Origin of the sequence: Kitasatospora sp. NPDC051170, from assembly GCF_044455705.1 — a bacterium.
Taxonomy (GTDB): Bacteria; Actinomycetota; Actinomycetes; order Streptomycetales; family Streptomycetaceae; genus Kitasatospora.
Window position 1 is genome coordinate 593,584 of record NZ_JBITFA010000004.1, and the last position, 25,098, is coordinate 618,681.

Sequence of the window (25,098 nt, forward strand, 5' to 3'; positions counted from 1 at the left end):
GCGGCGCGGGGGCCGGGGGGGGGGGGCCCCCGGGCGGGGGGGGGGCGGGGGGGGGGGGGGTCCGGGGGGGGGGGGGGGGCCGGGGGGGGCCGGGGGGCCGGGGGGGCGGGGTGTTGGGACACCCGGCCCCACGGTGTTCCCGTTCTCCGCCCGCTGAGATGATCGTCCGATGTACACCCCGGACGCCCCGTCGCTGCCCAGCGCCGCGCCCCTGACCGCCGTCGCGGCCGCCCGCTGGCGCGCCGCCCGTACGGCCTGGCGGCTGGACTCCCGCTGGCTCGCGCTGGTGCCGCTCGCCGTCACCGTCCTCGCCACGGCCACGGAACCGGACGACTCCGGGGTCTGCAACGTCCAGGGCATCTGCCACACGGCCGGGGGCGAGAGCCTCGCCGTCTGGACGCTGCTCGCCGAGATCCTGCTGCTGCTCTTCAAGCCCCGCATCCGCCCGCTGATCCCGCCGGTCGCGCTGGCCGTCCTCTGGTACGCCCCCCAGGGGCTGGTGGAGCCGCTCACCCGCTGGTCGATGGTGCTGGCCCACGTGCTGCTCACCGCCGTCCTGGTCGGCGCCGAACTCGGCCGCCGCCGCGCCCGCCAGCAGCTCGACGAGATCATGAACCCGCCCGCGCCCTTCCCCTGGACGGCCGCCGGCCCGCCCCCGGACATCCGCCGGGACGGCCCGCCGGTCGGCCGGCGCGTGCTCGGGGGCCTGCTGCTGGCGGGGGCCCTGGCCGTGCCGCTGTTCGGGCTGTGGGAGCAGCACCGGTGGGAGGAGAGCGAGCAGCGGTCCGTACGGGTCACCGGCGTCGCGGGGGAGACCGACCGGGACGGCGCGCTCCCCGTCCACTACCAGCCGCCCGGCGGCGGCGACCGGCGTACGGCGAAGGTCGACCTCTGGTGGGCCACCGTCCCCCGGCCCGGCCAGTACGTGCCGCTGCTGGTGGACGGCGACGACGTCCGCGCCGAGGGCGAGGCGTACGACCTCGACGACGATCTGAGCCTCGGCGCCATGATCGCCCTGCCGGCCCTGCTGCTGCTCGGCTCGGCCTTCGCCCACGACGCCCGCCGCACCCGGCCCTCGTTCGAGGGCGCCGCCCCCGCCCTGGCCGTCCGGCTGCGCGCCGACGGCCGCGGGGGCCTGCTGGTCCTGCCCGTGGACGGCCCGCCGGAGGAGCCCCCGGTGTGGCGGCTGCTCGAACGCGACCGCCACTACTGGGCCCACGAAGGTGTGCCCGACGACCCCGAACCGGCCTGGATCTCCGAGCACCCCGACATCGAGGGCGACGAGGCCGACTACCCCGAGCGGCCCGCCGACCCCGATCCGGACGAGGCTCCCGACCGCACCGTCCCGGCCGTGCTCTACCGGGGCCCCGACGGCCTCGACCCCCAACTCCTCCTCCGCCCGGCCCTGTCCCAGGGGGACCCGAGCTGGCTGGTCTCGGCGGTCGCCCCCACCGCCCGCGCCCCGCGCCTGCGCCGGGCGCCGCGCACCCGCCGTGAGCGCGACCGCGAGCGCGAGGAGACCGTCGCCGCGATCAGCGCCCGCACGGTGGCCGACGCCCCCGCCCCCGGCGCGCGGCCGCTGCCCGCCCTGCGCTGGGAACTGCCCCTGCCCGTACGGGCCCTGGGCGGCCCGCTCGCCGCCGTGGCGCTCGCCGTCCTCGCCGTGCTGCTCGGCGGCGACGGCCTCTGGGACGGGCTGCTGCGCCCCCTCTGGCTCGGCACCGTGGCCGTCGCCGCCTTCGCCCGGGCCTGCTCCTGGCAGCTGGTCGCCGACAGCGAGGGCCTGCGGATGGCCACCGCCCTGCGGGTGCGCCGCTTCGAGTGGCGCCGGATCGGCGGCGCCGCCGTCCACAAGGGCACGCTGACCGTCCAGCTGCGCTCGGGCGAGGACCTCACCGTCAACACCCGGCTGATGGCCGCCCTGGCCGGCCACTTCGGCGAGCGCTACGACGCCGTACGGCTGGCGCGGACCGTCGCCGTCGCGGCCAACCGGCCCGACCTGCGCCCGGCCGAAGCCCTGCCCGAGGACCTCGGCCGCCCGCAGAACCTGCTCAACCGCCTGGCCCTGACCGGCTACGCGGTGTTCACCGTCGCCCACTACCTGGTCGGCTGAGACCGGCCGGATGAGACGCAGTGCCTCGCGCACCGGTACGGTTGGGCGCGATGAACACCAAGGCTGCTGAGGAGCTGCCGGCGGTCTCCGTGATCATGCCGGTGCTCAACGAGGAACGACACCTGCGCACCGCCGTCCGGCGCATCCTGGAACAGGAGTACCCGGGCGAGCTGGAAGTGGTGATCGCCCTCGGCCCGTCCGGCGACCGCACCGACGAGATCGCCGCCGAGCTGGTCGCCGAGGACCCCCGGGTCAAGACCGTGCCCAACCCCACCGGCCGCACCCCCGCCGCCCTCAACGCGGCGATCAAGGGCTCCAGCCACCCGATAGTGGTGCGCGTGGACGGCCACGGTCTGCTCACCCCCGGCTACATCGACACCGCCGTGCGGCTGCTCACCGAGATGGAGGCCGCCAACGTCGGCGGCATCATGCACGCCGAGGGCGAGACGGAGTGGGAGAACGCCGTCGCCGCCGCGATGACCTCCAAGATCGGCGTCGGCAACGCGGCCTTCCACACCGGCGGCACGGCCGGCCCGGCGGACACCGTCTACCTCGGCGTCTTCCGCCGCGAGGTGCTGGAGAAGCTCGGCGGCTACAACGAGGAGTTCATCCGCGCCCAGGACTGGGAGCTGAACTACCGCATCCGCCAGGACGGCGGCCTCATCTGGTTCACCCCGCAGCTCAAGGTGACCTACCGGCCCCGCCCCTCGGTGCGCGCGCTCGCCAAGCAGTACAAGGACTACGGCCGTTGGCGCCGCGTCGTCACCCGCTACCACCGCGGCTCGGTCAACCTGCGCTACCTCGCCCCGCCGGCCGCCTTCCTCGGCGTCACCCTGGGCCTGGTGCTCGGCGCCGCCGTCCACCCCGCCTTCCTCGCCGCCCCCGGCGCCTATCTGCTGGGCATCCTCGGCGGCTCGGTGGTCGAGGGCCGGGGCCTGTCCGCCAAGGCGAAGGCGCTGCTCCCGGTGGCGCTGGCCACCATGCACCTGAGCTGGGGCTTCGGCTTCCTCACCTCGCCGCGCTCGCTCGCCCGCAAGGTGATCGCCAGCACCGCCCCCGCCTCCAAGGACGTGTTCTCCCAGGCGCGTTGATGCGCTGGATGCCTGACGCGGCACTAGGCTCCGTCACCATGGACGAACCCCGGATCGAGCCCAGCGCCGACGTGGACGAGCGGGCCGTGATCGGCGCCGGGACGAAGGTCTGGCACCTCGCGCAGGTCCGCGAGGAGGCGGTGGTCGGCGCCGGGTGCGTGATCGGCCGCGGCGCGTACATCGGCCCGGGCGTGCGGATCGGCGACCGGGTCAAGGTGCAGAACCACGCGCTGGTGTACGAGCCGGCCGTCGTCGAGGACGGGGTGTTCATCGGCCCGGCCGCCGTCCTCACCAACGACCGCAACCCCCGGGCGGTGACCTCGGACGGGCGGCTCAAGGCCGAACGCGACTGGCGTGCCGAGGGGGTGACGCTCCGTCAGGGATGCTCGATCGGCGCCCGGGCGGTGCTGGTCGCCGGGGTGACGGTCGGCCGCTGGGCCCTGGTCGCGGCGGGCGCGGTGGTCTCCCGGGACGTCCCCGACTTCGCCCTGGCCGCCGGGGTCCCGGCCCGCCGGATCGGCTGGGTCGGCCGCGCCGGGGAGCGCCTGGAGCCCGTGGGCGGGGGCCGCTGGGCCTGCCCCCGCACGGGCGAGCGCTACCAGGAGGCGGACGGAACCCTCGCCCCCGCGTAGGCCCCCTGCCCGGGCCCGGCTTACTTGGCGCAGACGTCCACGTCGTCCGCCTGCACCCGCTGGAGGTCCTTGGGCGCGGCCGTCGGCGGCTGCTGCGGGCCGGGGCCCGCGTCGAGCACGTCCTTGCCGAGGATCAGCACCAGCGCGCCCTTGGGGTCGGCCTTCGGGTCCGGCTTGGCCGCGTCGGCGGGCAGTCCGAGGGCGGCGGCGAGCGCGGCGGCCTCGGCCTCCTGGCCGGCGGGGTAGGAGACGGTGGTGGTCGTGGCCGCCGGGGCGTCGCTTGCCACCGCGGCCTTGGCGAAGCCCTTGGCGCGGAGCTTCTCCACGGTCGGGCCGGACTGTCCGCGCGTCCCGCTGCCGTTGCGGACCGTCACCCGGACGTCCTTGGTGTCCACCGCCGGGGCGGTGGCGGTCGGGGTGCCGGGCGCGGCCGGAGCCGTGGTGGCCGGTGGGGCCGCCGTCTCGGTCAGGGAGCGGTCGGCCGCGATCATCGCGAACAGCTGCCCGGCGTCCGGCTGCTTGAGTATCAGCCGGTCCTTGTCCGCGGGGTCGTCGAGGACGGGCACGGTGGCGAAGGTGATGTTCTTGGTGTCCACCTTGCTGATGTCCACCGCCAGGTCCTTGAGCTTGTCCACGCTACCGATCCCGGAGTCCACGGTGAGCGCCTTGGTGGCGGCGTCGGCGAGCTTGTAGAGCTTGGTGGGGCTGGTCAGGGTGTCGTCGCTCTTGATCTTGCGGATCATCGAGCTGATGAACTGCTGCTGCAGCGGGATGCGGGTGAGGTCACCGCCGAAGCCCACCGCGTGCCGGGTGCGGACGAAGGCCAGGGCTTCGTCGCCCTGGATCACGTGCCGGCCCTTGGTCATCCTCAGGTGGGAGTCCGAGTCGTTGATGTCCTTGGCCGCGCACACCTCGACCCCGCCGACGGCCGTGGACAGCGACTTGACGGCCTCGAAGTTGACCTCCACGAAGTGGTCGATCCGGATGCCGGTGACCTTCTCCACGGTCTTCCAGGTGCAGCCCGGGTCGCGGCCCGACTGCCCGAGGCTGACGTTGAACATGTCCCGCGGGGAGCCGGGGATCTTCTTCCCGTCCGCCGACTGGCACTCGGGGATCGGCACCATCAGGTCGCGGGGGATGCTGATGACCGTCGCGTTGGAGCGGTCCTTGGCGAGGTGGAACAGCAGCGTGGTGTCGGCGTGCCCCTCGCTGCCCTCGTCGCCGTACGAGCGGCCGAGGCCCTTCCTGCTGTCGGTGCCCAGCACCAGGATGTTCAGCGCGTCCCCGGCGGCCTTGGGGCGCTCCTCCTCGGTGCCCACGTCGACCTTGACCGAGGTCAGGTTGTTGTTGAAGTGCTCGTACAGGTACAGCGCCCCGCCGCAGCCGGCGACCAGCACCAGCGCACCCGCCCCGGCCGTCCACTTCAGGGCCCGTCGCCGCCGTGCCCGCCGGGCCGCCGCGGCCGCCCGGCGCCGGCTGTCGCGACGGCTGCCCCCGCTGCCCTGGCCGGTCTCCGGTATGTCCTGCTGCAACGGGGTTCCCTACGTCCGTCCGGTCACGGGGCCGGGCGCACGGGGGCGGCAGGCCGATTCGGACACAGTAGACGAGCCGCGGGGGGTAATCGTTCCGGGTATGACGTCGGTCACGTCTGGGTAATGGGCGGGCAAATACGTCAGTGCTGGGCGCAGGCGTCCACGTCGGCCGTCCGTCCCTCGAAGGTGGGCGAGGCGCCCGCGGTGGGTGACGCGGCCTCCTCCGACCCCGCCTCGGCGGTCGGTCCGGCGCCGGCGCCGGGGCTCGCGCTCGGCGAACCGCTCGGCGAACCGCTCGGCGAACCGCTCGTCGAGCCGGGCGGCCGGACGGTGATCGGCCGGTCGTCCCGCAGCGCGGCGAACAGCTGCCCGGTCTGGGGCTGCACGAACTCGTCCCGGTCCGAGTCGTAGCGGTACGGGCGGCGCGGCGCCGTCAGGAACACCACGTCCGCCGAGGGCACCCCGCGCAGGTCCTGCGTCAGGTCGTACAGCGCGCCGAGCGAGGACAGCCCGCCGTCCGCCCGTACCGAGGAGGTGGCCGCGTCCAGCACCGGCCACAGCTTCGCCGGGTTCAGCAGCACCCCCTGCGACTGCACCTTGCGCAGCAGCGAGGCCAGGAACTGCTGCTGGCGCCCCATCCGCTGGGTGTCGCTGCCGTCGCCGAGGCTCTCCCGCGCCCGGACGTAGCCGAGGGCCTGCTCACCGTGCAGGGTCTGTCGCCCGGCGGGCAGGTCCAGCTTGGCGTCCTTGTCGTGGATCGGCTGCGGCACGCACACCTCGACGCCGTCGACCGCGTCCACCATGGTCCTGAAGCCGGAGAAGTCGAGGATCAGGTAGTGGTCGATCCGGATGCCGGTCAGCTGCTCGACGGTGCGGATCGAGCAGGCCGCGCCGCCGCGTTCGAAGGCCCAGTTGAACTGCATCGTCCCGGGCCTGCTGCGGGTGCCGTCCGGCTGCTCGCAGGCGGGCACGGGCACCATCACGTCGCGGGGGATCGAGACGGCCGTCGCGTGCCGCCGGTCGGCGGCCAGGTGCAGCAGGATCGTCGTGTCCGAGCGCTGGGTGCCCGCCTCGCCGCCGTACGCGCCGTTGGTGCCGGAGCGGTCGTCGCTGCCGATCAGCAGGAGGTTCTGGGCGCCCTTCGCCCCCGCCGTCCGGGTCGGGCGTTCGGCCTCCAGTCTGGCCAGCAGCCGGTCGGTGGCCGAGTCGGTGCGGATGTTGCCGTCCAGCTTGCGGTACGCGATCCACAGCAGCACCCCGGTCGCGACCAGCAGGAACGCGACGGCGCCGGCGGTGATCATCAGCCACCGCCGGCGCCGTCGGGGACGTTCCGGGCCGCCCGGGGGAGCGGTCGTCGGGGGATCGGTCATCGGGGTCTCGTCCTCGGCCACGGCAGCGATCCCTACCCGCCGGGCCCGGGCGGGGGGTTACCCGAGGCGCAGAGTCACCCGTTCGGATTCGGTGCGCTTCTCCCACTGCTCGGCGCTCAGGTCCTGCGAGTTGCGGCACAGCACCACGGAGGCGCCGACCGCCAGCGGCGCCAGCAGGCCCGCCTCCAGGCCCGCCCAGTCGTCGTAGGAGGAGGTGGAGAGCACCCGGTCGCCGGGCTCGATGCCCAGCCGGGCGGCGCCCTCCCGCGCCAGGGCGACGGTCTGCTCGGCGGTCAGCTTGAGCGGCAGCCCGTCCACGCCGGTCTCCAGCGCCGGGGCGTCCGGGGTGACGGGGGAGTACGGCGCGAAGCGGTCGCCCTGGCCGGGCACCTCGGCGGCGTAGTCCAGGAAGCCGTCCGGGCGCTGCGGGAACCGGCCGCCCAGCGGGCGCAGCGCGAGGGCGACGCGCTCGCCCTCGCACGCCTGGGCGGCCTCCAGGCCGTCCGGGCCGCTCACGACCAGGTCGGCGGCGGCCGGGTCCCCGCCCGGCACCGCCGTCACCCCGACCGACCAGCAGGCCAGCAGCCAGACGGCGCTCTGCCAGTGGGCGGGCAGCAGCAGCGCGGCGCGGTCGCCCGGGCCGGCGTTCAGTTCGTCCTGGAGCAGGTTGGCCGTCTTGGCCACCCAGTTGTCGAAGGTCCGGGCGGAGAGCTCCACCCGTTCGCCGGTGGCGTCGTCGTAGAAGGTGACCAGCGGGGCCGCGGGATCGACCGACGGGGTGCCGCCTCGCAGATATGCGTGCAGCAGCTCGACGGGGGTGCGGGCATCGGCAGCGAAAGGCGCAGTCATGGTGCGCCCCAGCCTACGGCCTTCGAGTGGCGTGCCGGGAGGGGTGCCGGTGTGCTCGCGGGGCGCGTGGCGAGGCGCGTGGCGGGCGGTCCGGTTTGCGGCGAACATCCGCTGTATGCGCTTCTCGTTCCCGGCCGCCCTGCTCGCCGGCTGCACCTGTGCCCTGCTCCTCCAGCCCGCCCCGGCCCTGGCCTCGGACGGTTCCACCCGCCGCGACTTCCCCGGCGGCGGCACCACCACCTCGCTGCCGCTGACCGCCGGTCACCCGCTCGCCCCGCGCGGCACCCGGCCGTTCGCCCTCCTCGGCGTCCGCTGGGACGGCCCGGCGGACGCGCTCTCCGGCGGCTCCGTCCGGGTCCGCACCCGGGACGCGGACACCGGCGGCTGGAGCGACTGGCACGCCCTGGAGACCGGCCCCGAGGACGGCCCCGACCGCGCCCCGCACGGCTCCACCGCCCCGCTGTGGACGGGCCGCAGCGACGGCGTCGCCGTGGAGGTCCGCCCCGGCCCGGCCGGAGCGCCGGCGGGGCTGCGGCTGGAACTCGTCGACCCCGGCGCGGGCGCCCCCGGCGGCGCGGCCACCCGCACCCTGCCCGCCGATCCCGCACCCACGGCCACCGGGGCTCCCCGGCCGGCCATCGTGACCCGGGCCGGGTGGGGCGCCGACGAGTCGCTGCGCGACAAGGACTTCGAGTACACCGGGCCGGTGAGGGAGGTCTTCGTCCACCACACCGCCACGGCGACGGACTACGAGTGCAGTGACGCCCCGAAGGTCATCCGGGCGATCTACCAGTACCACGTTCGGACCAGCGGCTGGCGGGACATCGGCTACAACTTCCTCGTCGACCGCTGCGGCACGGTCTACGAGGGCCGGGCCGGAGGCGTCGACCAGCCCGTGCACGGCGCCCACACCCTCGGCTTCAACACCGACTCCTCCGGCGTCGCCGCCATCGGCACCTACATCGACGCCGCCCCGCCGCAGCCCCTGCTCGACGGCCTCGCCGCCATCGCCGCCTGGAAGCTGTCGCTCAACGCCCAACCGGCGGACGGCCGTACCAAGTTGACCTCCTCCTCCGACGCCAGCCGCTACCCCAAGGGCACGGTCGTCGACTTCGACGCCGTCTCCGGCCACCGCGACGCCTTCAACACCGAGTGCCCCGGCACCTCCCTCTACGCCACGCTCCCCGCCCTGCGCACCGCCGCCGCGCGGCTGCAGCAGCAGGCACCCGCTCCGCAGGCATCCGCTCCGCAGGCACCCGCGACGCCCTGACAGTGGTGCCGCATATCCTTCCCCTTCTCGGAACCAGGCGGAGGTGCGCGGTGGCAGGCGAGTCGGTGCGGCGCTGGCGCCCGGGCTTCCCCCTGGACGTGGCCCGCACCCTGCTGCCCCTGCGCCGGGGCCCGGCCGACCCGTCCTACCGCTCCACCGGCGACGGCGCCGTCTGGCGCACCTCCCGCACCCCGGCCGGCATCGGCACCCTGCGGGTGCTGCCGCACCCGGCGGAGGGCGAGGTCGAGGCCACCGCCTGGGGCCCCGGCGCGGAGTGGCTGCTGGAGCGCCTGCCCGTCCTCCTCGGCGCCGAGGACCACCCGGAGGACCTGCACCTGCCCGCCGGCCCGCTGCGCGACGCCCAGCGCCGTACGGCCGGCGTCCGCCTCGCCCGGACGGGCCTGGTCCTGGAGTCCCTCGTCCCGGCGATCCTGGAGCAGAAGGTCACCACTGACGAGGCGTACCGCGCCTTCCGCACCCTGCTGCGGGACTTCGGCACCCCGGCCCCCGGCCCGGCCGAGGGCATGCGGGTGGCACCCTCGGCCCGCGAGTGGGCGATGATCCCCAGCTGGGAGTGGCACCGCGCGGGGGTCGACCCCAAGCGCTCGGCGACGGTGATGCGCGCCGTCCGCCTGGCCCCGCGCCTGGAGGAGGCGTCCTCCATGGGCCACGACCAGGCGTTCGCCCGCCTGACCGCCGTCCCGGGCATCGGCCTGTGGACGGCGGCGGAGACCCTCCAGCGCAGCAACGGCGACCCGGACGCCGTCTCCGTCGGCGACTTCCACCTCCCCGACCTCGTCGGCTGGGCCCTGGCCGGCCGCCCCCGCAGCGACGACGCCCAGATGCTCGCCCTCCTCGAGCCCTACCGCCCCCACCGCCACCGGCTCTGCCGCCTCCTGATGGCCACCGGCGCCCGCGCCCCCCGCTACGGCCCCCGCCTCACCCCCAACGACCACCGCCACCGCTGAGACGAGTGAACTCGAAGCGGTGCTGGGGTAGTTGACCTGCCCGGTGGGCTCCGGCCCGCTATCCTCCGGGCCATGGACCGGACCCTGAGCATCCACGAGGCGCGCGACCGCTTCGCCGAGCTGGTCGACCGTGCGGTGGCCGACGACATCACGGTGATCACCCGCGAGGGTGAGCCCATCGCCGCCCTGGTGCCGATCGAGATGCTGCGTGCCGTTGAGGATGCCCTCGACGAGCTGCTGGCCCGTGAGGCTCGCGGGCACCTCGGCGAACCGACCGTCAGCCTCGCCGAGGTGCTGGCCGACCTTGCCGAGCGCGGCTCTACCGCACCTCGATGAAGGCGTCCGCGCTGCGGGCGGGCCTGGGCTTCGGGGGTTCGGCGGGGCGGCCGATGGCTACGGCGCCCATCGGGTCCCAGGTGTCGGGGAGGTCGAGGGCCTTCCGGACGGTGTCGCGGCAGAACATGGTGGAGGAGACCCAGGCGGAGCCGTAGCCCTCGCCGGTGAGGGCTACGAGGAGGTTCTGGACGGCGGCGCCGGCGGCGACGGTGAACATCTCGCGTTCCGCCGTGGCGCGGCGGGGGTCGGGGTAGCTGTGGGAGCCGTCCATCACCAGGCAGGGGACGACCAGGTACGGGGCGTTGCGCAGGACGTCGCCGCGGGCGGTGCGGCGGGCGATGCGGGCTTCGTCCCAGCCGTCGAGGTCGCGCAGGTCGCGGCGCCAGGCGTCGAGCATGGCGTCGAGCAACCGCACGCGCCGGGAGGCGGATTCGAGCAGGACGAAGCGCCAGGGCGTGGTGTGGTGCGGGGCGGGCGCGGTGACGGCGGCGGCCACCGCCCGGCGGACGGCGGCCGGGTCGACGGGCTCGTCGGTGAAGGCGCGGACGGTGCGCCGCAGGGTGACGGCCTCGCGCAGGGCCTCGGAGGTGCCGAGGCGGAACATGTCGTCGACGGCGGGCCGCACCAGCGGCCGGGTGCCCTCGCCGTCCTCGGGGGTGACGAGGTGGCCGAGCCCGCGCACGACCGCGACCGGCACGCCGGTGGCCTTGCCCTTCACCAGGTCGGCGGCGGCGGCGAGTTCGTCGGCGATGGCGGTGACGGTGAGGACGAGTTCGTTGCCGTGACCGTCGGTGCGCCCCCGGTGGTCCTCCAGGGCGCAGAGCCCGGCGGCGCCGATGGCCACGTCGGTGAGCCCGTTGCGCCAGGGCCGTCCGAAGGTGTCGGTGACGACGACGGCGAGCCGGCGGCCGGTGAGCCGCTGGAGCCCGGCGCGCAGGGCGCGCGCCGAGGCGTCCGGGTCCTCGGGCAGCAGCAGCACGGTGCCGGGGGCGGTGTTGGAGGCGTCGACGCCGGCGGCGGCCATGACGAAGCCGTTGCGGTTCTCGACGATCCGGGCCCGCCCGCGCCGGGCGACGACGCGGACGGTCTCGGCGTCGATCGCGGCCTCGCGGTCCTCGGCCCGCAGCAGCCGTCCCTCGGCCTTGCTGACGATCTTCGAGGTGACGAGCAGGATGTCGCCGTCCTCGTAGGTGCCCGCCTTGGCCAGCAGCGCGGCGAGGTCGGCGCCCGCCTCGATCTCCGGGAGGCCCTCGACTCCCAGGATCCGGACGGTCATCGGCGCACCTGCTCGGCCAGCGCGAGCGCGGCCCGGGCCATCTCGGCGGTGGTCTCGACGTCGGTCATCAGCAGCGGGACGGCCCGGCAGGCGATGCCCCCGGCCTCGACGGCGGCCACGGACGCCTCGTCCGCGGTGTCGACGAGCCAGCCGTCGATCAGCTCGGAGCCGTAGTCGAGCGCGACGGCCTCGGCGGTCGCCTCGACGCCGACGGCGGCGAGCACCTTGTCGGCCATGCCGCGCACCGGCGCCCCGCCGATGATCGGGGAGAGCCCGACGACGGGCGCGGGCGCGGCGGCCACGGCCTCCCGGATGCCGGGGACGGCGAGGATGGTGCCGATCGAGACGACGGGGTTGGACGGCGGGAAGAGGATGACGTCGGCCTCGGCGATGGCGTCGAGCACGCCGGGCGCGGGCTTGGCGGTGTCGGCGCCGACCGGGACGATCGCCTCGGCGTCGACGGCGGCGTGCAGCCGGACCCAGTACTCCTGGAAGTGGATCGCCCGGGTGCCCTGCTCGTCGGTGATGCGCACGTGGGTCTCGACCCGGTCGTCGCTCATCGGCAGCAGCCGCACGCCGGGCTTCCAGCGCACGCACAGCGCCTCGGTGACCTGGCTGAGGGTGTAGCCGGCGCCCAGCATCTGGCTGCGGACGAGGTGGGTGGCGAAGTCGCGGTCGCCGAGCCCGAACCACTCGGGCCCGACGCCGTACTCCTTCATCTCGGCCTTGATGGACCAGGTCTCGTCGGTGCGGCCCCAGCCCTGTTCCTCGTGGATGCCGCCGCCGAGGGTGTACATCACGGTGTCGAGGTCGGGGCAGACCTTGAGGCCGTAGAGGTGGATGTCGTCCCCGGTGTTGCCGATGACGGTGATCTCGTCCTGCGGTCCGACCGCCGCGAGGAGTCCGCGCAGGAAGCGCGCCCCGCCGATCCCGCCTGCCAGTGCCACGATGCGCATGGGGGCCATCCTGCCACGCCCGGACGCCTCGTCAGTGGGCGTCCGGCTGCGCCAGCGACTGCTGTTCGACGGCCGCGGTTCCGTACTGGTTCATCTCGGTCAGACCGGGCGTGTACAGGTGGATGGAGACGGCGGGTTCGAGGGCGCCGTTGACGACCTCGTGCAGGTACCCGGGGGAGAAGACCCGGCGCCCGCCGGGCCGCAGGGTCCGCTCGTCCTCGCCGGCGTGGGTGAGGGAGCGTTCGATCAGCTCGCCCTGGACGACGGCCATCACACCGGAGGAGTCGCCGTGGTCGTGGAAGCCGCTGCTCTGGCCGGGCAGCCAGCTGAGCAGCCAGACCTCGTACCCGGGGCCGGTCTCCAGCCGGGCGTACCAGCGGGTGAGGGCGTCGTAGCGGACCAGCGGCTCCCAGCGGGCGCGGTCGGCGGCGATCTCGCGCACCAGCCGGGCGTACTCGGCGACGGTGGTGGGGTGCCGGGGCAGGTCGGTGCGGGCGAGGTGCGGGAAGGCGAGCGGGTCGCCGGCGATGGACACGTCGCTCAGGCCGTCGGCCCAACGGTCGGTACGGCCGGTACGGGCGGTCGCGAGGCCCAGGCGGGCGAGCTTGTTGCGGTCGCGGTTCCGCTTACGGATGCGGATCATGCGCACGGGAGTCGTCCTCGGAGGTGGCGGCTGGTTCGGCGGGGAGCAGCCGGCTCCGGGATGTCCTGGGGCGGGAGATCGCGGGCGGCCTCTGTGCTTCCTGGAGAAGGCGGCGCGCGGTGGGACGCGGGCGCCTAGATACAGGGACAGAGGCGACAACAGGAGTTCACGGCACGGCGGAGCGTGGAACCGCTCCGGGGGCTGGCGAACTCTGACATGGGGGAAAGGAGACCGCATCCGCGGGGCCGGTGTCAAACCCGCGAGGTGCGGCATTCGGGTGATTCGGTCCGGATCTTTCCTGGATGGGGTGATTCATCACCCTCTATGTTTCGATGGGAAGATCGCCGGGAAGGCAGGCCGATGACCGACCCGTGATCGTGACTGTGCGTCACTCGGCGACGGGTTGTTGACGGTTCGATCCCGTTCGAGGCTTCCAGGCCAAAGGTCCGCTGTGTCCAGATATGTACACTATTCGTAACAGCTTGGTGCCAGGGAGTGAATCCGAGCCCCAATACCAGAGCTCGGCTTGACTGAGCCAGAGTGACGCAACTGTAATTTCACTCGTGTCGTCAGCCGCACGAGGCAACGGCAACCACGGGGACGCCAAGGTAGGGGCAGAGGAGGCGCGCCACATGAGCGAGCTCTTTGAGCTGTTGATCGGTGACGGCATCGCGGAGGAAGAGGAGGAACTCGGCTGGCAGGAGCGCGCGTTGTGCGCTCAGACCGACCCCGAGTCCTTCTTCCCCGAGAAGGGCGGCTCCACCCGCGAGGCCAAGAAGGTCTGCCTCGCCTGCGAGGTCCGCTCCGAGTGCCTGGAGTACGCCCTCGCCAATGACGAGCGCTTCGGCATCTGGGGCGGCCTGTCGGAGCGCGAGCGCCGTCGGCTCAAGAAGAGCGCCGTCTGAGCGCCGGGCCGAGCGTGGGCCGGGCGTCGGGCTGAGCATCCGTCGTACGAGCGCCTCACCGTGACGGTGGGGCGCTTTCGTGCGCCGGGCCCGGCTTCTCCATGACCCCCGCACGGACACCCCGCACGTGGCGGCCACCCGGAGCCGTTAGTGTGGTGCGCCATCCGGTTGCCGTTCACCGGCTGTGTCCACCGAGAACTGGGGCCCGCGCACTCGATGACCGTCTACAGCCAGAGCGGCTTCACCGCCTCCCGGCCGCCCGCCTATCCGCGCCACCTGGTCACCGCCGTGATCGTCTCGCACGACGGCGCCCGCTGGCTGCCGCAGGCCCTCGCGGGCCTGCTCGGCCAGGACCGGCAGGTCCAGCGCGTCCTCGCGGTCGACACCGGCTCCACCGACGACTCCCCGCAGCTGCTCGCCGACACCCTCGCCGACTGGCTCCCGGAGAGCGGCCCGATCCTCCTCGGCCGCCGGGCGGGCTTCGGCACCGCCGTCGCCGAGGCCGTCTTCAACAGCCCGCCGCTGCGCCCCGAGGACCTCCCGTACCGGCTCGACCCCTCCGGCTACGACCCGGTCACCGGCGGCTGGGACGACTTCGGCGACCCGCTCGCCCAGGAGGACGTCCTCGGCCGCGGCGGCCCGCGCGAGACCCAGCCCGTCGAGTGGCTCTGGCTGCTGCACGACGACTGCGAACCGCAGACCGACGCCCTGCGCCGCCTCCTCCAGGTCGCCGACTCCACCCCCAGCGCCGCCGTCATCGGCCCCAAGCTGCGCAGCTGGTACGACCGGCGCCAGCTCCTCGAGGTCGGCGTGACGATCGCCCGCTCCGGGCGACGCTGGACCGGGCTCGACCGCCGTGAGCAGGACCAGGGCCAGCACGACCAGGTCCGCCCGGTCCTCGCCGTCTCCACCGCCGGCATGCTGGTGCGCCGGGACGTCTTCGAGGAGCTCGGCGGCTTCGACAAGGCCCTCCCGCTGATGCGGGACGACACCGACTTCTGCTGGCGCGTCAACGCCGCCGGCCACCGCGTCGTCGTCGCCCCCGACGCCGTGCTGCGGCACGCCGAGGCCGCCAGCCGCGAGCGCCGCGCGATCGACTGCGGCCCCACCCACCCGCACCGGGTGGACAAGGCCGGCGCCGTCTACACCCTGCTCGCCAACAGCAGGGGCGCGCTGTTCCCGTACGTCCTGCTGCGCCTGATCCTCGGCACGCTGGTACGGGCCGTCGCCAGCCTGCTCGGCAAGGACCCGAAGCAGGCGGTGGACGAGCTCGCCGGCCTCGGCCACGAACTCGTGCGGCTGCCACGGCTCTTGGCCGCCCGCAAGCGCCGCGCCCGGACGAGGGCCGCCGACGCCCTGGACGACCGCTCGCTCTTCCCCGCCCCCGGCGCCACCACCCGGCTGGCCGTCGAGGGCGTCGTCTCCTCGCTCGGCATAGGGGGCGGCGACGACACCGGCAGCCGGCACGGCTCCGCCGAGGCGGGCGGCGACGAGGACTCCGAGGACCTCGTCGTCGAGCAGTTCGCCCTGATCAAGAAGCTCGCCCGGCGCCCGGCCCCCGTGCTGTTCGCCGCCCTGCTGGTGTTCGCCCTCGTCGCCTGCCGCAGCCTGCTCGGCGGCGGCACGCTCTTCGGCGGCGCCCTGCTGCCCGCCGCGGACGGCGCGAGCGGCCTCTGGTCGATGTACGCGGACGCCTGGCACCCCGTCGGCACCGGCTCCGCCGCCGCCGCGCCGCCGTACCTGGGCGTCCTCGCGGTGCTCGGCTGGGGGCTGTTCGGCAACGCCGACCTCGCCCTGACGCTGCTCTTCCTGCTGACCGTCCCGCTCGCCGCCGTCAGCGCCTACCTGGTGTCCCGGCCGCTGCTGGACTCCAAGCTGGTGCGCGCCTGGGCCAGCGCCACCTACGCGCTGCTGCCCGCCGCCACCGGCGCCCTCGCCCAGGGCCGGATCGGCACCGCCGTCCTCGCCGTGCTGCTGCCGCCGCTGGCCCGCGCCGCCGCCATCGCCGCCGGTCTCGGCATCCGCCAGGAGAGCGCCGCCAAGGGCGCCCGCCCCGGCTGGCGGCCGGTCTGGATGACCGTCCTCTTCCTCACCCTGGCCACCGCCTTCGTCCCGCTGACCTGGGCGCTCGCCGTGCCGCTGTGCCTGGCGACGCTCGTCGTCGCGGTGCTGCGCGGCGGGGCCTTCGGCTCCGGCGGTACGGCGCTGCGGCTGCTGGGCCTGCGCGTCGCGGTGATCCTCGCCGCGCCCGTCGCCGTCCTGGCCCCCTGGTCGCTCAAGGTGCTCTCGCACCCGACCTGGCTGCTGCTGGAGGCCGGACTGCCCGGTCTGCACGGCGCCGGGGCGGGCGCCGCGGGCCTGCTGCTGGTCAACCCCGGCGGCGCCGGAGTGCCGCCGATGTGGCTCTCCGCCGGTGTCGTCCTCGCCGCGCTCGCCGCGCTGCTGCGCGCCGACCGCCGCCGCGCGGTGCTCGCCGCCTGGGGCGCGGCCGGCGCGGGCCTGGTCTTCGCCGTCGCCGTCGCGGGCACCACCGTCACCCCGGCCTCCGGCGGCCCGGCCGTGCCCGCCTGGGCCGGCCCCGCCACCCTGATCGCCGGGATCGCCCTGCTCGCCGCCGCCGCCATCGGCGCGGACGGCGCCAACGCCCGCGTCGCCGGGATCGCCTTCGGCTGGCGCCAGCCCGTCGCCGCCCTCGTGGTGGCCGCCGCCGTGCTGGCCCCGCTGGGCACCGGCGTCTGGTGGGCGATCACCGGCGCCGGCGGCCCGCTGCACCGCGGCCAGTCCGACCAGGTGCCCGCCTTCATCGCCGAGGAGGCCGGCACCACCGACCGGGCCCGCACCCTCGTCGTCACCGGGGAGAAGGGCGGCGGCGCCGTCCGCTACACCGTGCTGCGCGGCGCCGGCCTGACCCTCGGCCAGGCCGAGTCCACCGTCGACCCGGCCACCGGCACCCAGGACGGCCTCAACGCGATGGTCGGCAGCCTGCTGGCCGGCTCCGGCGCCGACCAGGCCGGGGCCCTGTCCGGCTACGGCATCGGCTACGTGCTCGTCGAGCAGCCCGTGATCGACACCTACAAGGACGTCCTGGACACCACCCCCGGTCTGGTCAAGGCCAACCAGGACACCGGTTCCGCCCTGTGGCAGGTCACCGGCACCCCGGCCGTCCGCGCGGTGATCACCGCCCCGGGCGCCAACCCGGTGGTCGTCCCCTCCGGCGCCCGTGACCTGTCCACCACCGTCCCGGCAGGGGCGGAGGGCCGGGTGCTGCGCCTGGCCGAGAACGCCGCCCCCGAGTGGAAGGCCACCGTGGACGGCACCGCCCTGGAGCCCGTCACCGTGGACGGCTGGGCGCAGGGCTTCAAGCTCCCGGCCGCCGGCGGCAAGCTCAGCGTCACCCGCGAGGGCAGCCTCGCCCACACCGGCTGGATCTGGGCCCAGGTACTGCTCGGCCTCACCATCCTGGTGCTGGCCCTGCCCGGCCGCCGCAGCCACAAGGACGACGACCTGCCCGAGGACGTCGTGGCCGCGGCCGCCCTGGCCGCCGCCGCCGAGAAGCAGGCCCCCGCCCCCGGCAGCCGCCGGGCCCGCCGGATGGCCGAGCGCGGCGAGGGCGGCGAGGAGGGCTCCGAGGAGCCCGGCGTGTACGACGGCCGGCCGGGCACCGCCCCGGCCCAGCCCTCCGGCGAGCCCGTCACCGGGGCCGTCCAGGCGGCCGCCGCCGCCCAGGAGGCGGAGCAGTACGCCGACCCGTACCAGACGTACCAGCAGGCCGACCCGTACAGCTACGACCAGTACGGCCAGCAGCCGGCGGCCGTGCCCTACGGCGGCCAGGGCTACGAGCAGTACGACCAGCAGGGCTACCAGCAGCAGGGGTACGACCAGCAGCAGTACGGCTACGACCAGAACTACGACCAGCAGGGCTACCCGCAGCAGGGCTACCAGCAGGGCCACGACCAGCAGGGCTACGAGCAGCAGCAACAGCCCTGGCTGCCGGGGCAGCAGCAGTCCGAGCCCTACTACGACCCGAACGACCCACACGGCACCGGCCACTCTCCCGGGAACTACCGGCCGCAGCAGCACGGATCGGGGAGCTGACCCGCGATGAAGAAGCCCGCATTCCGGAAGAAGTCCGCGCCCGAGGCCGGCGGCGCCCAGCCGCAGGAGTCCGAGGGGTCGCAGGAGTCGTACGCGCCGCAGGGGTCGTACGCCGCCGCCCCCGCCCCCGCCCCCGCCGGGGCGAGCCGGTTCGCCGGCGGCGCCAGGACCACCCAGTCGCTGCTGGCCGCGGCCGTGGTGCTCGCCGCCGTGTTCGGCATCGCCGAGGCGCGCCCGCCCGCGGCCCCGGCCAAGGCCGACGGCGTCGCGCCGACCACCGCCCAGGTCGAGCGGACCTCGGCGGTCTGCCCGCAGCCGTTCCAGGGCCTGACCGGCGCGACCACCCTCACCGCCTACAGCCCGCCCGGCACCGGCTCCGCCACCGGCGGCGCCGGCTGGCTCTCGGACGCGGCCGCCCCGGCCGCGCCCGCCGCCGCCCCGACGGCCGGGGCCACGCCCCCCGCCACGCCGCCGGCCGCCCCCGCCGGGACCGCGGCGCCGACGGCCTCGGGCACCCCGGCCGCCGCTCCCGGCAAGAGCACCGCGCCCTCCGACGCCCGGCTCACCCTCGCCAAGCCCGGCGCCCCGGTCGCCGTGCCCGCCGCCAACGGCGACGCCGCCCCCGGCGTCGGAGCCGTCGCCACCGGCGCCCTCGCGCCCGGCTTCACCGTCACCCAGACCACCGTCGTCACCGAGCAGCGCGGCCAGGGCATGTCCGGCCTCACCTGCACCCCGGCCGGTACGAGCTTCTGGTTCGCCGGCGCCAGCACCGCGGGGGACCGGGTCGACTACGTCAGCCTGGTCAACACCGAGTCCACCGCCGCCGTCGTCGACCTCAAGCTGTACGGCGACAAGGGCCTGATCGACAACGACGCCGCCAACGGCCTCACCGTCGCCCCCGGCAGCTCCCAGTCGATCCTGCTGCCCACCCTCAGCAAGGGCGCCGTCACCGACCTCGCCGTGCACGTGGTCGTGCGCTCCGGCCGGGTCGGCGCCGCCCTGCACGCCGCCGACGGCGCCAAGGGCGCCGACTGGATCCCGGCCTCGGCCGACCCCGCGCCCACCCAGGTGATGCCGGGCCTGCCCGCCGACACCTCCTCCGCCCGCCTGGTCGTCTGGGCCCCGCCGGAGGACGACGCCGACCTCAAGGTCCAGCTCTCCGGCAAGAACGGCTGGTTCACCCCGGCCGGGAACGAGTCCATCCACGTCAAGGCCGGCCAGGTCGCCGCCGTCGACCTCGGCAAGGTCACCCGCGACGAGGTCGCGGGCCTGCGGCTGTCGCCCAGCGACGACAAGCACGCCACCCCGATCGTGGCGGGCCTGCGCGTCGACCGCGCCGGGGCCGGCGGCAAGAGCGACGCGGCCTGGCTCACCGGCGCCGCCCCGGTCGGCGCCCGCGCCACCGTCGCCGACAACCGGGCCGGGGCCTCCACGCTCTTCCTGACCTCCACCGGCGACGCCGCCACCGTCAAGGTCACCGCCTCGGCGGGCACCGGCGGCGGCACCCCGGCGACCAAGGACGTCCAGATCCCGGCCGGCGGCACCGTCGCCATCCCCGCGCCCGAGCCCGCCGGGCTGAACGGCGCCTTCGCGCTCACCGTGGAGACGGCCTCCGGCGGCCCGGTGGTCGCCGCCCGGATGCTCGCGATCCCCGCCAAGGACGTGCCGATGTTCACCGTCCAGTCCCTGCGCGACGACCGCAGCACCGTCAAGGTCCCGCAGGCCGCCCAGGACCCGGGCGTCGTCCTGCGCTGACCCGCACACACGAAGGGGGCGGGCACCGAGTCGGTGCCCGCCCCCTTCCGTCACATCACGTCAGTCCTCGTCGTAGCGCGGGTCGATCGCGTCCGGCGACAGCCCCAGCAGCTCGGCGACCTGCTCGATCAGGATCTCGTGCACCAGCGCCGCCCGGTCCTCCCGGGTCTTCGCCCGGATCTCCACCGGCCGCCGGTAGACGACGATCTGGCTCTTGCGCCCCTGCCCGCCCGGCGAGACCCGCCCCAGCGGCACCCCGTCCTCCGCGTCGGCGGCGTCCGGCTCGTGCAGCGGCACCTCCTGGACGGCGAACTCGACCTCGATCAGCTGCGGCCACCGCCGCTCCAGCCGTTCCACCGACTCGCGCACGTAGTCGTCGAACAGTTCGGAACGAGTGAGGGAGATCGGCACCTGGGGCGGTGCCAGCGGCCCGCGCAGCCCCCTGCCGTGCCGGTCGCGGTGCCGCGGGCGGCGCGAGGGCCCTGTCGATGACTGCGGTGCGGAGCTGTCCATATCACTGCCGAGCGTAGTCCTTGGACGGACGGAAGTGGACCACTCCGGCCGGGAAACGCCAGGGGCGGGGGCGCGTGCCGCGGCGTGCGGAGGACGACACGGGACACCCTCCGGACAGGCGGTCTTCGCGCCCCGGCAAGGAGTGCGGTACCGTCCACCCTCGTGAGCTCTGTACGTCGTTGTTCGCGGACCGCGTGCGGCCGGCCGGCCGTCGCGACGCTGACGTACGTCTACGCGGACTCCACCGCCGTGCTGGGCCCGCTCGCCACCTACGCCGAGCCCCACTGCTACGACCTGTGCGCCGAGCACGCCGAGCGCCTCACCGCTCCGCGCGGCTGGGAGGTCGTCCGGCTCGCCGCCGAGGCCGGCCCGCTGCGCCGCAGCAGCGACGACCTGGAAGCCCTGGCCAACGCCGTCCGCGAGGCCGCCCGCCCGCAGACCCCCCGTCAGGGCCGCTCCCCCGAGGGCGAGTCCACCGAGGCCGGCCGAAGAGGCCACCTGAGGGTCCTGCGCTCGCCCGACAACTGACGGCCGGCGCGTCACGGACCGTTCTCCCGGCACAGGTACGCTGCCGGTGCTACCGCCACCGCGGCTTGTCGACATTGAGCGGCCGGTGGCCCTTCGTGACCGACCACATCGACCACTACAGAGACCAGGTGGAGCCGCAGTGCGCGACCTCAAGCAGCTCGTGAAGGCGTACGACGTCCGGGGCGTCGTCCCGGACCAGTGGGACGAGAGCCTGTCCCGGGCTTTCGGCGCCGCGTTCGTGCAGGTCACCGGAGCGAGCGCGATCGTGGTCGGCCACGACATGCGCCCCTCCTCCCCCTCGCTCAGCCTGGCCTTCGCCGAGGGCGCGGCCGCGTACGGCGCCGACGTGGTGCAGATCGGCCTCTGCTCCACCGACCAGCTCTACTACGCCAGCGGCAAGCTCGACCTGCCCGGCGCCATGTTCACCGCCAGCCACAACCCGGCGCAGTACAACGGCATCAAGCTCTGCCGCGCCGGCGCCGCCCCGGTCGGCCAGGACACGGGCCTGTCCGAGATCCGCGAGCTCGTCGAGTCCTGGACGGCCGAGGACGACACCGTGACCGTCCCCGCCAAGGACGTGAAGCCCGGCGTGCTCAGCGGGCAGGACACCCTGCGCGGCTACGCCGACCACCTCCTCGGCCTGGTCGACCTCAGCGCCGTCCGCCCGCTCAAGGTCGCCGTCGACGCGGGCAACGGCATGGGCGGTCACACCGTGCCGACCGTCTTCGACGGCCTGCCGATCGAGCTCGTCCCCATGTACTTCGAGCTGGACGGCACCTTCCCCAACCACGAGGCCAACCCGCTCGACCCGAAGAACATCGTCGACCTGCAGGCCAAGGTCCGCGAGGTCGGCGCCGACGTGGGCCTCGCCTTCGACGGCGACGCCGACCGCTGCTTCGTCGTCGACGAGCGCGGCGAGCCCGTCTCCCCGTCCGCGATCACCGCCCTGGTCGCCGCCCGCGAGATCGCCCGCGCCAAGGCCGCCGGCGAGGACGAGCCGACGATCATCCACAACCTGATCACCTCCTGGACCGTCCCCGAGGTGGTCCGCGAGCTCGGCGGCAACCCGGTGCGCACCCGCGTCGGCCACTCCTTCATCAAGCAGGAGATGGCCGTCACCGACGCCGTCTTCGGCGGCGAGCACTCCGCCCACTACTACTTCCGCGACTTCTGGCGCGCCGACACCGGCATGCTCGCCGCGCTGCACGTGCTGGCCGCGCTCGGCGGGCAGGAGGGCACCCTCTCCGCGCTCACCGCCGAGTACGACCGCTACGCCGCCTCCGGCGAGATCAACAGCACCGTCGCCGACCAGGCCGCCAGCACCGCCGCCGTCCGCTCCTCCTACGGCAACCTGGAGGGCACCACCGTCGACGAGCTGGACGGCCTCACCGTGGCCGGCCCCGACTGGTGGTTCAACCTGCGCGCCTCCAACACCGAGCCGCTGCTGCGCCTGAACGTCGAGGCCAAGGACCCGGCGAAGATGGCGGAGCTGCGCGACGGCGTGCTCGCCATCGTCCGGGGCTGAACCCGGCACCCGCACCGAGCGCCTGACTCGGGCCCGCGGTGCCCCGGCCGGTAGGGTTGCCTATCGGCCGGGGCACCGCCGTGCCACCCCCGAACTTTGGAGAGCACCGTGAAGCTCGAATCCTTCCTGCTCGAGATCCTGGTCTGCCCGCAGTGCCGCGCCGCGCTCACCGAGGGCGGCACCGAGGAGCACCCCGAGCTGATCTGCACCGGCACCGACTGCGGCCTCGCGTACCCGGTCCGCGACGGCATCCCCGTCCTCCTGGTGGACGAGGCCCGTCGCCAGGGCTGAGCCCGGCACTTCCCCTTCCCCGGCCCTTCCCCTTCCCCGCGCTCCCAGGACAGCCGCCCGGAGGCCAGCCGCATGCTCGACGACACCCTGCTCGACGACCCGGCCGCCCTCCAGCGCGCCGACCGCGACCGCTCCCTGCTGGCCCTGGCCGGCGCCGGCGCCCGCGTGCGCACCGCCCTGCGCGAGGCCGACGCGGCCGGCCTGGACCGGCTCAGCCCGGACGGCCGCCCCCGCGCCGTCCTCGTCGCCGGCCACGGCAGCGCCCTGACGGCCGGTGAGATCCTCGCCGCCCTCGCCGGCAGCGCCAGCCTGGTCGTCCCGCTGCCGCCGACCGAGGCGTCCGCCCCGCGCGCCGACCGCTCCGGCGCCCGGCCCGCCTTCACCGCCGGGCTCGGCTGGCAGCTGCCCGGCTGGGTCGGCCCCCTGGACCTGCTGGTGATCAGCTCGGCGGACGGCGGCGAGACGGGCCTGATCGGCCTCGCCGAGCAGGCGTACGCCCGAGGCTGCTCCCTCGTCGTCACCGCCCCGCCCGGCAGCCCGCTGGCCGGGGCCGCGCTCCAGGTCCGGGCCCTGCCGCTGCCGTACGTCACCGCCGCGCAGCCCGACGAGGACCGGCCCGTCGTGGCCGCCGAACCCGACCTCCCGGCCGAGGACCCGGCCGCGCTGTGGTCCCACCTCACCCCGCTGATCGCGCTCGCCCAGAAGATCGGGCTCACCCAGCTCCCGTACGACGCCCTGCCCGCCGTCGCCGACCTGCTGGACGCCACCGCCGTCCGCTGCCGGCCGGACGCCGCCGCGTACACCAACCCCGCCAAGGGCCTGGCCGCCCGCCTGGCCGGAACCGTCCCGCTGCTGTGGGCCGAGGGCCCGATCGCCGGCGCCGCCGCCACCCGCTTCGCCGCCCAGCTCGCCGAGCGGGCCGGCCGCCCGGCCCTGGCCGGGGCCCTGCCGCAGGTGCTCACCGCCCACCGGGGCATGTTCACCGGCCAGTTGGGCGCCGGCGCCGACCCGGACGACTTCTTCCGCGACCGCGTGGACGAGCCCGACCCGCTGCACCTCCAGGTCCTGCTGCTGCGCCACGCCCCCGGCACGGCGGACCAGGAGAACGACGGCCCGGCCGAGGTGCCCGAGGACGACGACCGCCCGCGCAGCTTCGGCGCCGGCCGCGCCCACCGCCTCGCCGCGGCCCACGACGTCCGCCTCACCGAGTACGCCAGCACCCGGCCGGAGCAGCTCCACGCCCTGGCCGACCTCGTCGCGCTCACCGACTTCGCCGCCGTCTACCTCGGCCTCGCCGCTGCGCAGTCCTGAGGCTGCTGCCGCTAAGTTGTCGGCGTGAGAGAGCGAAGCGAGCGAACAATCGATGGGTGCGTATGGGCGAATGCCCCCGCCGAGCGCAGCGAGGCGGACGCATGAGTACTGAGGGTGGGACGAAGGCACTGGTGGCGGCGCTGTCCGCGAACCTGGCGATCGCGGCGGCCAAGTTCACAGCGTTCGGCTTCACCGGGTCGTCCTCGATGCTCGCCGAGGGCGTGCACTCGGTGGCCGACTCCGGCAACCAGGTGCTGCTGCTGATCGGCGGCAAGCGGGCGCGCCGGGCGGCGGACGAGGAGCACCCGTTCGGGTACGGCCGCGAGCGCTACGTGTACGGCTTTCTGGTGGCCATCGTCCTGTTCAGCGTCGGTGGCCTCTTCGCGGTCTACGAGGGCTGGCACAAGATCACCCACCCCGAGAAGCTGGACGCCTGGGGCTGGGCCGTCGGCGTGCTGCTCTTCGCCATCGTCATGGAGGGCTGGTCCTTCCGCACCGCCGTGCAGGAGTCCGAGAAGGCCAAGGGGAGCCGGAGCTGGACGCAGTTCATCCGTACGGCCAAGGCGCCCGAACTGCCCGTGGTGCTGCTGGAGGACACCGGCGCGCTGATCGGCCTGGTGCTCGCGCTGTTCGGCGTCTCGCTCACCGTCATCACCGGCGACGGGGTCTGGGACGGCGTCGGAACCCTCTGCATCGGCGTGCTGCTGGTGCTGATCGCCGTGGTGCTCGCCCTGGAGACCAAGTCGCTGCTGCTCGGCGAGTCCGCCGACCGGGACTCGGTGGCGCGCATCCGCACCGCGCTCGTCGACGGCGAGACCGTCACCGGCGTGATCCACATGCGCACCCTGCACCTCGGCCCCGAGGAACTGCTGGTCGCCGCGAAGATCGCCGTCAACGCCGAGGACAGTGCCGCCCGGGTGGCGCAGGCCATCGACGCGGCCGAGGAGAGGGTCCGCCACGCGGTGCCCATCGCCCGGGCGATCTACCTGGAACCGGACGTCTACAGCGCCGAGAAGGCCGCCGCCGGGGAGGACCCGGCGGCCACCCCGGGCGGCCCCGGGCCGACGGCGGACGGGCACTGAGCACCGGCCGGACACCGACCGGCGGGTGATCGCCCGTCCGGCCGGATTCGGTCATAC

Annotated in this window: 21 protein-coding genes; 14 read left to right on the forward strand and 7 right to left on the reverse strand. The window is 75.0% G+C overall.

Going from position 1 to position 25,098, the window contains the following annotated elements:
• Window positions 1-169 precede the first annotated feature (169 nt).
• From ACIBCA_RS12965 to ACIBCA_RS12975, 3 genes are read left to right on the forward strand one after another with little or no spacing between them, the layout of a single operon-like run.
• Window positions 170-2,113, forward strand: coding sequence for a hypothetical protein (locus ACIBCA_RS12965; protein WP_396282897.1), 1,944 nt, complete (start codon window positions 170-172; stop codon window positions 2,111-2,113).
• A gap of 50 nt (window positions 2,114-2,163) precedes the next feature.
• A complete protein-coding gene (locus tag ACIBCA_RS12970) occupies window positions 2,164-3,204 on the forward strand; it encodes a glycosyltransferase family 2 protein (RefSeq protein ID WP_396282898.1) in 1,041 nt (346 codons plus the stop codon).
• A gap of 38 nt (window positions 3,205-3,242) precedes the next feature.
• On the forward strand, window positions 3,243-3,836 hold the full coding sequence (locus ACIBCA_RS12975; RefSeq protein ID WP_396282899.1) for a DapH/DapD/GlmU-related protein: 594 nt from the start codon (window positions 3,243-3,245) through the stop codon (window positions 3,834-3,836).
• Between the two features lie 20 nt (window positions 3,837-3,856).
• On the opposite strand, the gene ACIBCA_RS12980 is transcribed toward ACIBCA_RS12975, so the two are convergent.
• From ACIBCA_RS12980 to ACIBCA_RS12990, 3 genes are all read right to left on the reverse strand, one after another.
• Window positions 3,857-5,368 carry an LCP family protein gene (locus ACIBCA_RS12980; protein WP_396282900.1) on the reverse strand — a complete coding sequence of 504 codons (1,512 nt, stop codon included), beginning with the start codon at window positions 5,366-5,368 and terminating at the stop codon, window positions 3,857-3,859.
• Window positions 5,369-5,508: 140 nt separating this feature from the next.
• Window positions 5,509-6,759: an LCP family protein gene (locus ACIBCA_RS12985; protein WP_396282901.1), complete on the reverse strand. Its 1,251-nt coding sequence runs from the start codon at window positions 6,757-6,759 to the stop codon at window positions 5,509-5,511.
• A 36-nt stretch (window positions 6,760-6,795) separates the two neighbouring features.
• Window positions 6,796-7,587 (reverse strand): TIGR03089 family protein, encoded by a 792-nt coding sequence (locus ACIBCA_RS12990; protein ID WP_396282902.1) that lies wholly within the window; start codon window positions 7,585-7,587, stop codon window positions 6,796-6,798.
• A 115-nt stretch (window positions 7,588-7,702) separates the two neighbouring features.
• Here ACIBCA_RS12990 and ACIBCA_RS12995 point away from each other — a divergent pair, with 115 nt between their 5' ends.
• The 3 genes from ACIBCA_RS12995 (at window position 7,703) to ACIBCA_RS13005 (ending at window position 10,161) form a co-directional block, all read left to right on the forward strand.
• Complete coding sequence (locus tag ACIBCA_RS12995) at window positions 7,703-8,857, forward strand: peptidoglycan recognition protein (protein ID WP_396282903.1); 1,155 nt, start codon at window positions 7,703-7,705, stop codon at window positions 8,855-8,857.
• A gap of 50 nt (window positions 8,858-8,907) precedes the next feature.
• On the forward strand, window positions 8,908-9,825 hold the full coding sequence (locus ACIBCA_RS13000) for a DNA-3-methyladenine glycosylase family protein (protein WP_396282904.1): 918 nt from the start codon (window positions 8,908-8,910) through the stop codon (window positions 9,823-9,825).
• Between the two features lie 72 nt (window positions 9,826-9,897).
• Window positions 9,898-10,161: a type II toxin-antitoxin system Phd/YefM family antitoxin gene (locus tag ACIBCA_RS13005; RefSeq protein ID WP_396282905.1), complete on the forward strand. Its 264-nt coding sequence runs from the start codon at window positions 9,898-9,900 to the stop codon at window positions 10,159-10,161.
• Here the strand turns inward: ACIBCA_RS13005 and ACIBCA_RS13010 are convergent.
• From ACIBCA_RS13010 to ACIBCA_RS13020, 3 genes are read right to left on the reverse strand one after another with little or no spacing between them, the layout of a single operon-like run.
• Entirely contained in the window at window positions 10,145-11,437 is a 1,293-nt protein-coding gene (locus ACIBCA_RS13010; RefSeq protein WP_396282906.1) for a coenzyme F420-0:L-glutamate ligase, read from the reverse strand. The genes ACIBCA_RS13005 and ACIBCA_RS13010 overlap by 17 nt on opposite strands.
• Window positions 11,434-12,393, reverse strand: a complete 960-nt coding sequence (cofD, locus tag ACIBCA_RS13015) for a 2-phospho-L-lactate transferase (RefSeq protein WP_396282907.1) — start codon at window positions 12,391-12,393, stop codon at window positions 11,434-11,436. The genes ACIBCA_RS13010 and cofD overlap by 4 nt, the downstream gene beginning before the upstream one ends.
• 31 nt (window positions 12,394-12,424) lie before the next feature.
• On the reverse strand, window positions 12,425-13,036 hold the full coding sequence (locus ACIBCA_RS13020) for a cysteine dioxygenase (RefSeq protein WP_396282908.1): 612 nt from the start codon (window positions 13,034-13,036) through the stop codon (window positions 12,425-12,427).
• A gap of 632 nt (window positions 13,037-13,668) precedes the next feature.
• Between ACIBCA_RS13020 and ACIBCA_RS13025 the strand changes: the two genes are divergently transcribed.
• From ACIBCA_RS13025 to ACIBCA_RS13035, 3 genes are all read left to right on the forward strand, one after another.
• Window positions 13,669-13,941 carry a WhiB family transcriptional regulator gene (locus ACIBCA_RS13025; RefSeq protein ID WP_063349134.1) on the forward strand — a complete coding sequence of 91 codons (273 nt, stop codon included), beginning with the start codon at window positions 13,669-13,671 and terminating at the stop codon, window positions 13,939-13,941.
• Between the two features lie 216 nt (window positions 13,942-14,157).
• The gene (locus ACIBCA_RS13030) at window positions 14,158-18,036 is read left to right on the forward strand and encodes a glycosyltransferase (RefSeq protein WP_396282909.1); all 3,879 of its coding nucleotides are present in this window, start codon (window positions 14,158-14,160) and stop codon (window positions 18,034-18,036) included.
• Between the two features lie 6 nt (window positions 18,037-18,042).
• Window positions 18,043-19,791 (forward strand): DUF5719 family protein, encoded by a 1,749-nt coding sequence (locus ACIBCA_RS13035; RefSeq protein ID WP_396282910.1) that lies wholly within the window; start codon window positions 18,043-18,045, stop codon window positions 19,789-19,791.
• Window positions 19,792-19,851: 60 nt separating this feature from the next.
• Here the strand turns inward: ACIBCA_RS13035 and ACIBCA_RS13040 are convergent, their stop codons facing one another.
• Window positions 19,852-20,304: a metallopeptidase family protein gene (locus ACIBCA_RS13040; protein ID WP_396282911.1), complete on the reverse strand. Its 453-nt coding sequence runs from the start codon at window positions 20,302-20,304 to the stop codon at window positions 19,852-19,854.
• A gap of 84 nt (window positions 20,305-20,388) precedes the next feature.
• Between ACIBCA_RS13040 and ACIBCA_RS13045 the strand changes: the two genes are divergently transcribed.
• The 5 genes from ACIBCA_RS13045 (at window position 20,389) to ACIBCA_RS13065 (ending at window position 25,041) form a co-directional block, all read left to right on the forward strand.
• The gene (locus ACIBCA_RS13045) at window positions 20,389-20,832 is read left to right on the forward strand and encodes a DUF3499 domain-containing protein (RefSeq protein ID WP_396282912.1); all 444 of its coding nucleotides are present in this window, start codon (window positions 20,389-20,391) and stop codon (window positions 20,830-20,832) included.
• Window positions 20,833-20,971: 139 nt separating this feature from the next.
• Entirely contained in the window at window positions 20,972-22,357 is a 1,386-nt protein-coding gene (locus ACIBCA_RS13050) for a phosphomannomutase/phosphoglucomutase (RefSeq protein ID WP_396282913.1), read from the forward strand.
• 108 nt (window positions 22,358-22,465) lie between these two features.
• Entirely contained in the window at window positions 22,466-22,648 is a 183-nt protein-coding gene (locus ACIBCA_RS13055) for a Trm112 family protein (protein ID WP_396282914.1), read from the forward strand.
• 72 nt (window positions 22,649-22,720) lie between these two features.
• A complete protein-coding gene (locus tag ACIBCA_RS13060; protein WP_396282915.1) occupies window positions 22,721-23,959 on the forward strand; it encodes an SIS domain-containing protein in 1,239 nt (412 codons plus the stop codon).
• A 101-nt stretch (window positions 23,960-24,060) separates the two neighbouring features.
• Window positions 24,061-25,041 (forward strand): cation diffusion facilitator family transporter, encoded by a 981-nt coding sequence (locus tag ACIBCA_RS13065; RefSeq protein WP_396282916.1) that lies wholly within the window; start codon window positions 24,061-24,063, stop codon window positions 25,039-25,041.
• Window positions 25,042-25,098 lie beyond the last annotated feature (57 nt).